This is a genomic window from Candidatus Eisenbacteria bacterium, from assembly GCA_005893275.1.
GTDB lineage: Bacteria > Eisenbacteria > RBG-16-71-46 > SZUA-252 > SZUA-252 > WS-7.
Genome location: VBOW01000016.1, coordinates 17,266 through 30,632 on the forward strand (window position 1 = coordinate 17,266; position 13,367 = coordinate 30,632).

A 13,367-nucleotide genomic window follows, 5' to 3' on the forward strand; every position below is an offset into this window, starting at 1 on the left:
CTTCTCGCCTCGAGACTCACCCCACATTCGTTCTTTTGCCGCAGGAGGTTGATATGCCGATCCGATTGGGAGACACCGCACCGAACTTTGCCGCCGAGACAACCGAGGGAACGATCGACTTCTATCGCTGGAAGGGGGATAGCTGGGCGGTGCTTTTCTCCCATCCGAAAGATTTCACCCCCGTCTGCACGACCGAGCTGGGCCGGGTGGCCGCGCTGAAGAAGGAATTCGAAAAGCGGAACATCAAGGTGATCGGCCTGAGCGTCGACCCCCTCGAGAGCCACAAAGGCTGGATGCAGGACATCGAGGACGTGACCGGGCACAAGCTCAACTTCCCGCTCATCGCGGACTCCGACCGGAAGGTTTCCGACCTCTACGACATGATCCATCCGAACGCGAACGACACGCTGACGGTGCGCTCGGTCTTCGTAATGGCTCCGGACAACAAGGTGAAGCTCACGCTCACCTACCCGGCAAGCACAGGGCGGAATTTCGACGAGCTTCTCCGCTCGATCGATTCCCTTCAGCTCACCGCGAATTACTCCGTCGCGACGCCGGTGGACTGGAAGCATGGCGAGGACGTGATCATCGCTTCCACGGTCACGGACGAGGAGGCCCGCAAGAAGTTCCCGGGCTTCAAGGCGAAGAAGCCCTATCTGAGAATCGTTCCGCAGCCGAGCAAGGAACAGGCGGGCGCCGCGGTCTGACCGGATCGGCGCCTACAAGGTCGCGGCAGCCTGCTTGCGCTTCAGCTGCAGCACGCGCACATCCGGATCCACCACGATCCTCCGCGGCGAAAAGGCGCAGTGGATGGTGACCGTCTTCGATTCGCCGGCGCCGAGCCTCACGGTCGTGCGCGCTTCACGGTAGGATGGGCTCTGTCCCGGAGAGGCGGGCCGCGTCTCCGACCGCCTCGAGGCGTTCTGACCAGGTTCAGGCCAGCGCTCCCCGGCGGCCGCGGCAACCTCCACCGGCATGGTTCCCGTTCCCGCGTTCTGCACCGTCGCGGTCACATCGTAGCCGCCGCCACGCTTCACTTTCTTCGCATTCGTGACACGGTATTCGGGCATCGCCCGATCCTCGAACCACTCCTTCGCGAAGGCGTCGTAGGCGACAGGATCCTTTGCGTACCCCCGCATCGAGGCCACGAAATCCTGCAAGGCGGGGTGATCGCGGCTTTCGCTCCACGTTCGGATGAAATGGCGGAGGCCGTCGAGCGCCCGGTCATGCCCCATGAAGTCGTAGAGCATCCAGAACACCCACCCTCCGCGGTCGTAGAGGACGGTTTCGTCCGACTCCCTCTTTCCGTCGACGTCGTACATCGGCCTCTCGTCGTCCACCCGGCGGCGGTCGCCATAGCGCGCCTCGAGGCCCTTCGCGAATTCCATGCGCGCTCGCGGCCCTTTCACCTTCTCGAAGAGCAAGAGGGTCGAGAAATGCGCCATGCCCTCGCTCAGGAAATCACCGTTGGGCCCGTTCGCGGGGGTCAGAATGTTTCCCCACCACTGATGCGCCGCCTCGTGTGCGGTGACCAGGAACGTCGCGTCGGTCTTCGCGTCATTCTTCGTGAGGAAGCCGATGCTCTCGCTGAACGTAATGTTCGTGCCGAAGCCCTGCGCGTAGCCCGCGAGCGCGGGAAACTCCGAGAGCTTTAGCTCGCGCCAGGGGTAGGGCAGGAACCACTCGGAATACCAGCGGCGCGCTGCATCCAAGGTCGAGGACATCTCCTCGAGATTGTAGGGGTGGGCGGGACTGTAGAAGATCGTCGTGGCCTCCCCTTGCTTCACCTTCCACCTGCCGCACACCACATTGAGAATCTTGACCGGGTGGTCCGTTTCCCACACCTGCGTCCGCCACCCGTCCTTCACGGTATTGCTCGTGCAGATCCCGTCCGAGTTGAGCGTGTAGATCGCCGGAGCTGTAACGATGACGCGCGCGGGAAACCATGCTGTCGCGCCGTAGCCCGCGCGCGTGATGCCCTTCCAGTAGTCGCGCGGGTATCGGCGCGCCTCGGTCTTGTTTTCCTTGGTCTCCCCGACGTCCTCCATAAATCCGAGAACCGGCAAGAAGCTGGGCGTGAAGCCGGTCAGCACGACCCCCGAAGGCAACACGAACTCGTCGGTGTTGCCGCCGTTCTTGGTTACGCCATTGGGTAAGCGGCCGTCCCAACTCCACCCGATGACAACCTTGTCCCCCTTCGCGAGCGGACGAGGCGGCGTGAACACATAGAGATGCTGGCGGTCCTCCGGGTTGTACGCCCGCCCGTTCATCGTCCAGGCGAGATGGTTCCAGTGCAGACCCCCCGTCAGCGGGATCTGGGCGAGCGTCGTATCCAAGCTGTTCACGAGCGTGAACGTGCCCGCGCTCGCCAGCCAGTGTTTGGGAGGATTCAGCTTCAACCTCACGTCCGCACGCGCGATGTCCGGCAGCGGGGCGTCGAGCCACGTCTTGAGATTCTTCGCCCAGTAGTCCTTCCTCGCCTTCTTGGCCGCTCCCCCTTCCACGCCTTGGCTCACCTGGAACACGAGGATCACCCAGGCAGCCACCGGCACCAGGGCGAACGGCGCGAGGCGGAGCGCCGAAGAGGCAACCTGCCGCGGCGCGATCCGGTGCATGGTGCGCACGGCATCCGCGCCGCGACGGCCGAAGAGCCGCACGGCCAACACGGTGAACAGCACGGCGAGGCCCAGGACCATGATTCGGTTCCAAATCAGGGCCACGCGGTCGGTCTCGAAGAATCCGATATCGCTCCACCGCAGGGATCCCCAGAGGGGCCAGTTGCCGGCCCAGCTGATCTGGCGCGTGAGCGCGCGGAAACCGCTGTAGACGAGCGCCGCGAGGGCCACGGAATACGCCGCGTACCGGTTCCCTACCGCGGCATACACCGCCGTGACGAACGCCGTCCATGCCAGGAAGGTGGGAATCAGGAGCAGCCCCCACACAAGGGCGTAGGGCGCCAAAGAGAACGGCACGGTGTGCTGAACCGCCAAGGCAATGAAGCTCGCGAGCAAGGACGCGAGGAGGATGACCGCTCCCACCGCGCTGTTCGCGAGGGCCTTTCCGAAGAGGAGTGCCCCTGTGCGCAGCGGCGTCGCGTAGAGAATCTGGGACAGACCCGTGGAGCGCTCGCGCTCGAGCGACTCCACCGTGTAGAAGAGGAGCAGGAGGAGCACGAGCGTCGTGGCCTGGCCCGCGATCGCCACCGCGCTCGTGCCGGGCGTGAGGAGAACGGGCGTGTCGAACGCCCCCACCGCGAGCAGCGAGTTCCCCAGTACCTGAATCAGGATGAGCGGCACGAAGATGTAGAGCCCCGCCTGACGCAGGAGCTCCCGAAGCTCTGCGCCCGCGACCGCCCCTACGCTCCCGAGGAACGACGGCGGCTTCCTTCTCATGCCGAGCGTGGCGAACGCGCCGCCCGGCGGCGCCCCCTCCCACGGCGTCGCGGCGGCCGCATGCTGGGATTGGGCCCGGCCCCGGAGGGTCTTCTTCGATGCCACGACACCGCGCAGCGACCGGGCTACCGATCGCTGCGTCAGGAGAACCGCGCCGAGCCCGAGCGCGATCAGCCATGCCCGGTTCAGCCAAAAGAGCGCGTCGTATGGCACGGCTTGTTTGTTATAGAACTGCACCCCACGGTCGACCTTGAGATGCGTCTCGTTGAGCCAGCGGTACCCCGAGGGCTCGATCCCTTGAAGGAGCTTGTTCACGCGCAGGTCGAGCCAGGATGGCGCCCAGGTCCATAGGAAGAACCCGCACACGAGGAGCGTGGCGACCGGCAGCACGAAAACCAGGACCGCGTTCCCCGTCTTCTCGCCGACGTACATGGAAAGGCCGGCATAGAAGATGAGAAAGGGCAGCCCGATCGTCAGAACCGGCATAAGGTAGTTCATCGCCGCAAAAGGACCGCGTATTTCCTGCGCGCCGGCGTTCGGCACGACGTGATTGAAGAAGGCGTTCGTGGCCATTTGCCAGCCCATCAGCACGACGAAGCCTCCGGTCACGGCCAAAAAGCGGCCCCAGACATACTCGCCCGGAGTCAACGGGGTGGAATGCAACAGGACGTCGACCCTCGCTTCGCGGTCGCGAAGAAGGGACAATCCCGCCGCGGCGGCGATGAAGAACGCGTAGTAGAGCAGCGTGATGAAGGTCATCATCTGAGTCTGGGCGAACTCGGACGTGATCCATGCCTTGGTGCCCCCCACCGAGCTGTCTCCCGAGGAGATCGACATCTTCCCGCTCGACAATCCGAAGGCGCTCAAGAGAAGAATCGCCGCCAAGGTGATGAAGAGCGGGCGGCGGAAGGAGTGCCAGAACTCGACGCCGAACGTCGCAGCGATTCGCCGAGCGCTCATCCCGCCACACCCGCCGCCGCGGGCCCCAGCGAACGCGCGCCCTCTCCGAGAGGGGGGCGCCCCGCGCTCCCATTCCCGCGCGCCGGCAGCGCCCCCAGGCGCATGAGCACGAGATAGGCGTCCTCCAAGGTGACCGGCGCGGGGATGAATCCGTCGGGGGGCGCTTCGGAGGGATCGTAGATGCGGGCTCGATTGCGCCCTTCCACGAGGAGCGCCTGGGTCACCGTCCGCTCGGCGCGCAGGCGCGGGAGATCCTCCACGTGGACGGTCCCCTCGAACATGTGCCCGTCGATCGAGGCGCGAGCCTCGCTCGGGGACGTCACGGCCAGGAGGCGGCCGTCGCGGATGAGGGCGAAGCGCGGGCACAGCACGGCGACGTCCTCGACGATGTGGGTCGAGAGCAGCACGATGCGGTCGACCGCCAGCTCGGAAAGCAGGTGGTAGAAGCGCAGGCGCTCCTCCGGATCGAGCCCCGCGGTGGGTTCATCCACGATTATGAGACGGGGATCCCCCGCGAGCGCCTGCGCGATGCCCAGCCGCTGCCTCATGCCTCCGGAGTAGCCCTTCACAGCGCGCTTGGCGGCAAACGAGAGATTGACGCGGTCCAGGAGGTCCGCGACGAGCCTCTTCCGCCCTTGGGGCGCGTCGACTCCCTTGAGCGTCAGAAGGTGCGAGAGCATCGCCTCTCCGCTCAGGTGCGGGTAGAACCCGAATTCCTGGGGCAGGTATCCGAGGCGTGGCCAGAGAGTCCTTGGGTCTTCGAGGATGTCCGCACCGTCCAGGGTCACCGTCCCGGAAGTGGGCTCCAACAGCCCCGCGAGGATTTTCATGAAGGTGGATTTCCCCGCCCCGTTCGGACCCAGGAGCCCGAACATCCCCGCCGGGACATCGAGGTCGATGCCGTTCAGCGCCGTGACCGGGCCCGGGTAGACCTTGACGAGACCGCGCGTGCTGAGCATGGAGACCTCCTCCAGAACGGGACAAAATGGCGCTGGCGCTACCCGCGCGTGCCGAGGGAAAGGGGCGCCCCGGGCCCACCTGGCCCGGCGAGCCTGGGTACAGGATTACGTACGCCCCCGCCCGCCGCAAGGTTTCGCGAGCAGCAGGTAGTGGGTCGACCCACTCCCCAGGCTCAGCCCAGCTTGCGCCGGGCCCGGAGCGCGAAGGGCATCGCCTTCGAGGGCATCGAGGAGGCGCGTCGCGTACGGCCCCGACGTCGCGGACGCGCGCCGGCGCGCCAAGCTGTGCGCCGCCAAGGTGCGTCCGGTCAGCGCGGAGCAGCGCGTCGCAGCCGCATGAAGGGTAGCAGGAACACCGAGACAAGCCCGAACGCCCCGTCGAGCGCCAGGGTCGCGGGATAGCCCCACCGCTGGAGCGCATGCCCCTGCCACGTGGAGGTGTAGGAGTACACCACGTTGCACAGGGCCATGTACGCCGTGAACTGGGTCGCCGCCACCGCGGGTGTCGTGACGTCCATGTAGATCGCAGTCCCCACCCCATACATCAGCCCCTGGAAGACCGCGTACGAGAGCGTCAAGACCCAGAAGATCGTGACGAGGTCCTGGGGTGGAATCGGACGATCGGGAGCCTGCGGGCTGATCGGCATGGTCCAGCCGAATCGGTGCATGGCGACCGCCATGGCGAACGTCGGTAAGGTCGTCCCAACGATGAAGAGCGCCAACGTCCGTCTTCGCCCAAAGCGATCGGACAGCCACCCGCCGAGGACGCAGAATCCGGCCGAGAGCGCGGTGCTCCCGAGGCCGAGCAGTCCGATCCGCCGGTCGTCGAGACCGAGCTCCACCGCCAGATTGGACTGAAGCGAGAGCGAAAGCGCATAGCCTCCCATGGGAAGCAACGCGAGGAAAATCGCGACGAACGCGGCCCGGCTTCCTACGAAAGCCTTTCCGGTCTCGCGAACGAACCGCGCCAGCTCCTTTCCGACGGCCCTCAGGCGAGACCCGCTCGCGGCGAGACGCGGTGGCCCGGGCAGCTCGCGCATCGGCGCCGGCACGAGCAGCGTGACGAGCGCGATGGCGCCGGCGACGAAGAGGAACGTGGCCTTGAACCCGATCAGGGGCGTGAGGAGGAGCACCCCCGAGCCGCCGATCGCGTTGCCGACGTAGTTGCCGCCGAACATGAGGCCGTTGGCCAATCCTCGTTCATCCCCTCGAAGGACGTTTACCGCGAGCGCGTCGATGGCCACGTCCTGGGTGGCGCTGAACACGTTGTGGATTAGGATGATCGCCGTGAAAAGCCCGAGGCGGGTGGTGAAGCTCACGGGCATCGCGGCGAGAAGGGTTACGACCATCATGGTTTGGGTGAGGAGAATCCACGTCCGCCTCCTCCCCCAGCGATCGCTCGAGAGGACATCTACGAACGGGCCGAACGCCCACTTCACGGCCCACGGAACCCAAAGCGCGCCGATGAAGGCGCCGATCGCGGCCGGCTCGAGCCCCTGGCGGCGCATCTGCGTCGCGACGGCGGTCGCGGTGAACCCCGCCGGAATGCCCTCGGTAAGATAGAGGAGGAAGAAAGCGGCCAATCGTCCGCGGCGGGAAGCGAGCAGGTTGGGCAGTCGCACCGCAGAAAGGTGCGTTCCGACCGGGGCGATGTCAAGCCGCCCGGTATGTACCCGGTATATACTGGGGGCGATCCCGAGCGTGTCTTCCCGAGGTCCATTCCGAATGCCGTTGCAACACTTCCATCCCACCGTCGCGCGTTGGTTCACGGAGCGGATCGGCGCCCCTTCGCCGCCCCAGGTCGAGGGCTGGCCCAAGATCCGATCCGGCGAGAACACCCTGATCGCCGCCCCGACGGGGAGCGGGAAGACCCTTGCCGCCTTCCTCTGGGCGATCGACGGGCTGCTTCGTCAGGGTGGAGACCTCCCCGACCAGACCCAGGTGCTCTACGTTTCCCCGCTCAAGGCGCTCGGGAACGACGTTCAGAAAAATCTCCAGAGGCCGCTCGCCGAGCTTTCCGGGCTCATGCCCGACTTCCCCACCGTGCGGGTGCTCGTGCGGACCGGCGACACGCGGCCGAGCGAGCGCGCGTCCATGGGCAGGAAGCCGCCGCACATCCTCGTGACCACGCCCGAGTCGCTCTACATCCTGCTCACGAGCGGCGGCGGACGCACGATCCTCCGCACGGTACGCACGGTGATCGTGGACGAGATCCATGCGGTCGCGGGAAACAAACGCGGCGCGCATTTGGCGCTCTCCTTGGAGCGGCTCGAGGCCCTGGTCGGGCGGCCGCTCCAGCGAATCGGGCTCTCGGCCACCCAGAAGCCGATCTCGGAGATCGCCGACCTGCTCGTGGGGGTCGGGCGCGAATGCGCGCTGGTGGACATCGGACACCGCCGCGACCTGGACGTAGCGATCGAGCTTCCCGACTCCCCGCTCGCCACGGTCTGCTCCCACGAGACGTGGGAGGAGATCGTTCGCCGCATGGCAGAGCTCATCCGAGGGCACCGGACCACGCTCGTATTCGTGAATACCCGAAAGCTTGCCGAGCGCATCGCGGCCCGCTTGACCTCCATGCTCGGCGAGGGCCAGGTCACGAGCCATCACGGGAGCCTCGCGCGCGAGCGTCGGCTCGATGCCGAGCGGCGGCTCAAGGAGGGAGCGCTGCGCGCGCTCGTCGCGACCGCATCGCTCGAGCTGGGAATCGACATCGGCGACGTGGACCTGGTCATCCAGATCGGAGCGACGTACTCGATCTCGGTTCTCCTTCAGCGGGTCGGCCGGAGCGGACACGCCCTCGCCGGTGTCCCGAAGGGACGCATCTTCCCGCTCACGCAGGATGAGCTTGTCACCGCAACGGCGCTGCTCGAGTCCGTGCGCCGAGGCGACCTGGACCGCACCCCGTCTCCCGGCCGGGCCCTCGACATTCTGGCGCAGCAGATCGTCGCCGCCTGCGTGCCCGAGACCTGGGAAGAAGCGCGCCTCTACGACGTCCTCCGGAGGGCCTGGCCGTACCGTGCGCTCGCGCGCGACGAATTCGACGACGTGGTCCGGCTTCATACCGTGGGGCGTGGCGCGTTGCTTCACCGGGACGGCGTCCACGGGCGGCTGCGCGCGACGCGGCGCGCCTCCATCACCGCCCTCACCTCGGGCGGGGCGATCGCGGACACGGGCCAGTACCGCGTCGTGATCGAGCCGGAAGGCACCCTGGTGGGCTCGCTGGACGAAGACTTCGCGGTGGAGGCGAACGGCGGAGATATTTTCCAGCTGGGCAACGCTTCCTGGCGCATTCTCCGGGTCGAGCCCGGTGTCGTGCGGGTGGCCGATGCGCAGGGAGCGCCCCCGACGATTCCCTTCTGGCTGGGAGAAGCCCCGTCTCGCACGCGCGAGCTTTCGGAGGCGGTCGGGCGCGTCCGCGTGGGCGGGCGGAGCACGGAATGGCTCGAGCGGGAGGTCGGGGTGTCCCGCCCGGCCGCGGTCGAGCTCGCGGAATACCTGAACGACGGGGAGCGCGCGTTGGGCGCGGTCCCGACGCCCACCTGCGTGGTCCTCGAGCGATTCTTCGATGAGTCGGGCGGGATGCAGCTTGTGATCCATGCGCCCTTCGGCGGACGGATCAATCGCGCCTGGGGACTCGCCCTCCGGAAGCGCTTCTGCCGCGGCTTCGGGTTCGAGCTTCAGGCCGCGGCCAACGACGAGGCGATCGTTCTCTCGCTGGGCCCGCAGCACAGCTTCCCGCTCGAGGAGGTCTTCCAGTATCTCCACCCCGACGTGGCAAAGGACCTGCTGGTCCAGGCCCTCCTCGACGCGCCGATGTTTGGCACCCGGTGGCGGTGGAACTTGGCCCGCGCCCTGCTCGTTCCACGAACGCAGAACGGCGGAAAGCGTGTCCCAACGCCGCTCTTGAGAATGCGCGCCGAGGACGAGCTCGTGAAGGCCTTCCCGCAGGCGCTCGCGTGCGGCGAGACACTCCCGCCCGGGGACCTTCCGGTGCCGTGGGAGCACCCGATGGTCCGTCAAACGATCGAAGACTGTCTGACCGAAGCGATGGACGTCGATGGATTCCTAGACGTGCTGCACCGGATTCGTGACGGCCGGATCCGCCGTGTCGCCGTGGACACGCGCGAGCCTTCGGTGTTCGCGCGCGGGATTCTGAACGTAATGCCCTACGGATTCCTCGACGACGCTCCACTAGAGGAGCGGCGGACCCAGGCGGTGACCGCACGGCGAAGGCTCGATCCGGAGACCGCCGACACGCTCGGGGCGCTCGATCCGGAGTCCGTGGCCCGCGTGCGCGAGCAGGCGTGGCCGCAACCTGAAAACGCCGAGGAAGTGCACGAGTCGCTCCTCTGGATGGGATATGTGACGCACGCGGAGGCCGCTGCCTCGGACTGGGTGACATGGCTCGAGGAGCTGCGCGACGCCGGGCGCGTCCTGGCGGTCCCGGGTTCCGACGGAGAGATGCGCTGGCGCGCCGTCGAGGCGCCGCAGGATGCGAAGTCGATCCTGCGCGGCCGTCTCGAGGCGCTCGGCCCGGTCGTGATCGGTGAGGGGACCCGGCAGGCGGCCGGGGTGTCGGAATCCGAGGAACACCTCCTCCTCCAGCTGGAAGCGGAGGGCTCGGTCCTTCGCTGCCGTCTCGAGGGACGCCAAGCCTGGTGCGATCGCCGGCTGCTCTCCCGAATTCACCGCGACACCCTCGAGCGCCTGCGCCGTGAAATCGAGCCTGTCACCGCGGCGGAGTTCTGGCGCTTTCTCGCCTGCTGGCAGCACGCCGGCGAGGGCTACCGGCTCGAAGGCCCGCGCGGCGTCATCGAGGTCGCGCGCCGGCTCGCCGGATTCGAGATCGCGGCCGCCGCGTGGGAATCGGAGGTGCTCCCGGCCCGGGTCACGGGATACCGGCAGGAGTGGCTCGACCAGGTCACCCTCTCCGGCGAGCTGGTCTGGGGCCGGCTCTGGGGCGTGGGAAACACCCCGGTCCGTTCCACGCCGGTCTGCCTTCTTCCTCGCGAGGACCTGGATTCCTGGCTCGCGCTGGCCGCGCCGAGCGTGGCCTCCGATGCGGCGGACCCGCGCGAGCCGCTCTCGAGCTACGCGGAGATCCTGCTCGATCTGCTCCGTTCGCGCGGCGCCTCGTTCACGCAGGAGCTTCAGCGCGAATCCGGGCTCCTCCCTTCCCACGTGGAGATGGGGCTGGCACAGCTGATCGGGCGCGGGGTCGTCACGTGCGATTCCTTCAGCGGCCTCCGCCGGCTGATCACGGCGCCGAGCCGCCGCCGCGGCGTCATGAGGCGGGCTGCGTTCGCGCCGGCCGGGCGATGGACGAGCTTCCGGGGCACCGAGGCAACCCGCGGGGAGGGCTTCGCTCGGGAGTCCCGGGCCCAACCGGCGTCCGATGCCGCGGTGGAGTTCGCCGCGCGCAGGCTCCTGGCCCGTTACGGCGTGATTTTCAGGCGGCTTCTCGATCGCGAACGAATTCCGGTTTCCTGGAGGGATCTCGTGCGTGTGTATCGGCTCTGGGAGCTTCGGGGCGAGGCGCGCGGGGGGCGGTTCGTCCAGCGTTTCGCGGGAGAGCAGTACGCCCTACCCGAGGCCGTCGAGCTGATGCGGCGGCTCCGCCGGACGAATCGCCCGGCCGGTCGGGGACTGCCACTCTCCGCGGCCGACCCCCTCAACCTCGCCGGCATCCTGACCCCGGAGACTCGCATCCCGCCGCAAGCGCGCCACCGGGTGCTCGTGGCTTGATCGGGCTTACCGTCCGTTCAGCCGAGTGTTCGCGTACCGCTGGATCGACATGTGCCTCTTACACGTAAAGTAGGGGGGAACGAGCGGTCGCGTCTTTCCGGCGATGTCCTCGACATTGATGTAGCGGATCTTCTCGAAGCACTTCGGCTCGATCCCGCCGAGCACGGCACGCTCGTGGCCCTCGATGTCGACCTTCAAGCAGTCGATGGCGCCATGCCGCTCCAGCACGGGGCCGATGGCGTCCATCACATGGACGCGCCTCACCTGGATCGTCCGCCCGGTCTGGGCGCCGATGCTGCCGAGCCTCCCGGTCGGCTCGATGCCGAACTCGACCGTGCCCCGGGAGTCGGACACCGCCACCTGTTCCGGCTCGTAGCGGCTCTCGAGCCCGCTTAGGTTCAGCTTGAGGTGCTCGAAGTTGGCGGGAACCGGCTCGTAGAGGTAAACGCGGCTCCGCGGATTGCGGGTAAGCCAATAGAGGCACGAGAGCCCGATGTTGGCCCCGAAATCGACCACCGTCTCGAGCGGCCGCGGCGCGGCGTAGTCGTGCCGGCAGAAGATCGAATTCAGCGTCGACAGGTCCTCGTAGTGATACAGGTGGACCGTGCGCGGGCCGATCGGCGTCCGGATCACGACCGTGGTCGGATACCCGCCCTTCGAGAACAGCTCGCGATAGAAGATATCGAGCGGCCGGGTGTAGAGGAGAAGCATCCGCAGCGCCGCCGCGTAGGAATGCCCCTCGGTCAACCGCTGGAACAGGACGCTTCCGTCGCGCTTGCCGAGCTTCATGGAGCTCTCAACCGCCCTCCGCGAACGCGTGAATGAGTCGCGCCACGTGTCTGGCGTGCTTGAGGTACAGATCGAGGCGCAGGTTCTCGTCCGGCGCGTGGGCGCGGGTGTCCGGGTTTCCGAACCCCGCGGTCGCCACGGGGACGCCGAGCTCGTGGATGAACGCATGATTCGGACCCGAGCCCCCGACCATCGGCACCACCTGCATCGGCACACCGTACACCGGCTCGGCGGTCTTGGACACGAGCCGAATGAAGGGATCGTCCGGATCGGTGCGCCCGGCCGGATTCCCCCCGAGAAATTGGACGCGGACATCGGAGAAGCCCTCGGCGTCGAGGTGCGCTCGCAGCTGCTTGAGGACAAGATCCGGGGTCATGTCGGGCACGAGTCGGAAGTCGACCTTTGCCGACGCCCGCGCCGGAAGCACGGTCTTGGAGCCGGGGCCTTGATACCCCGCGGTGATCCCGCATAGGGTGCACGTCGGTTCGAAGACTTCCGCGATGCGCAGCTCCACACCCCCGGTCATGCCCCGCAAGAATTCCCTCACGCCGTATCGGGCGCGGTAGTCGTCGGCCATGTCGGGCGCTTCGGCCATCAGCTCGCGATCGCGCGCGGTCGGCGGTCGCACCGCGTCGTAGAAGCCGGGAATGCGCACATGCTCGTCCCTGCCCTTGAGGGTTCCAAGCGCCCAGGTGAGCCTCCACGCGGCATTCGGGAAGATCGAGCCCCCGATTCCGGAATGAACGTCACGCGTCGCGGTCTCTACGGACAGCTCGACGTAGCAAATACCGCGCAACCCCGCGAATTGAAGCGGTACGTCCCGATGATCCACGTACCCGAACTCCCAAAGGCACGCGTCGCCGGCGAGGCGCCCGCGGTTTCGCCGGACGAACTCGGGAAGATGGACGCTTCCGACCTCCTCTTCCCCCTCGACCACGAACTTGATCCGGCAGGGGAGCTCGTTCGCCGCGGAAAGCAATGCGTCGATCGCGAGCAGGCGTGCCGTCAAGTGGCCTTTGTCGTCGCTCACGCCGCGTCCGTACAGCCGCCCGTCCCGGAGAGTCGGAGTGAACGGGGGGTTCGTCCAGAGCTCGAGCGGCTCGGGTGGCTGCACGTCGTAGTGGTTGTAGATGAGCAACGTGCGTTCGCTCCGGCCGCCCCGCTCGGCAAGCACGACCGGATATCCGCCCGAGGGTGCCGTTTCCACTTCAAACCCGCGCGCGCGGAGCATCCCGGCCACGAGCCCGGCGCATTTCTCCATCCCGAGATTCTGGGCCGCGACGCTGGGTTGAGCGGCGTAGCGGCAGAGCTCGGACACGCTCTCATCCAGGTGTTTCTCCACGTAGAGATCGATCGCTGCGAAATTCTTCATCCGAGACCTCCAGGTAAGGCCGGAAGAGTATTCTAGCGCGCGGAACCTGCCGTCTCGGCGAGTCGCGAGCGGACAGCCTACACAAGTCTCTTGGAATGAAGGGGTTGACGCGGAAAGTTCGCGGTGTGCTGGAGTCAGCTAGCCCCGGCC

7 protein-coding genes are annotated in these 13,367 nt (G+C 67.1%); 2 read left to right on the forward strand and 5 right to left on the reverse strand.

The window, feature by feature from the left end:
- The first annotated feature begins 53 nt into the window (after positions 1–53).
- Positions 54–707, forward strand: a complete 654-nt coding sequence (locus tag E6K76_02410; GenBank protein TMQ60199.1) for a peroxiredoxin — start codon at positions 54–56, stop codon at positions 705–707.
- A 12-nt stretch (positions 708–719) separates the two neighbouring features.
- Here E6K76_02410 and E6K76_02415 read toward each other — a convergent pair whose 3' ends face one another.
- From E6K76_02415 to E6K76_02425, 3 genes are all read right to left on the reverse strand, one after another.
- Positions 720–4,352 carry a hypothetical protein gene (locus tag E6K76_02415; GenBank protein ID TMQ60200.1) on the reverse strand — a complete coding sequence of 1,211 codons (3,633 nt, stop codon included), beginning with the start codon at positions 4,350–4,352 and terminating at the stop codon, positions 720–722.
- Positions 4,349–5,311 (reverse strand): ATP-binding cassette domain-containing protein, encoded by a 963-nt coding sequence (locus E6K76_02420; protein ID TMQ60201.1) that lies wholly within the window; start codon positions 5,309–5,311, stop codon positions 4,349–4,351. Before E6K76_02420 ends, E6K76_02415 begins: the two co-directional genes overlap by 4 nt.
- A 308-nt stretch (positions 5,312–5,619) precedes the next feature.
- A complete protein-coding gene (locus tag E6K76_02425) occupies positions 5,620–7,155 on the reverse strand; it encodes an MFS transporter (GenBank protein TMQ60202.1) in 1,536 nt (511 codons plus the stop codon).
- Here E6K76_02425 and E6K76_02430 point away from each other — a divergent pair.
- Complete coding sequence (locus tag E6K76_02430; GenBank protein TMQ60203.1) at positions 7,037–11,056, forward strand: DEAD/DEAH box helicase; 4,020 nt, start codon at positions 7,037–7,039, stop codon at positions 11,054–11,056. The genes E6K76_02425 and E6K76_02430 overlap by 119 nt on opposite strands.
- Before the next feature lie 6 nt (positions 11,057–11,062).
- Here E6K76_02430 and E6K76_02435 read toward each other — a convergent pair whose 3' ends face one another.
- Complete coding sequence (locus E6K76_02435; GenBank protein ID TMQ60204.1) at positions 11,063–11,845, reverse strand: FkbM family methyltransferase; 783 nt, start codon at positions 11,843–11,845, stop codon at positions 11,063–11,065.
- A gap of 7 nt (positions 11,846–11,852) precedes the next feature.
- A complete protein-coding gene (locus E6K76_02440) occupies positions 11,853–13,217 on the reverse strand; it encodes a M20/M25/M40 family metallo-hydrolase (GenBank protein TMQ60205.1) in 1,365 nt (454 codons plus the stop codon).
- Positions 13,218–13,367 lie beyond the last annotated feature (150 nt).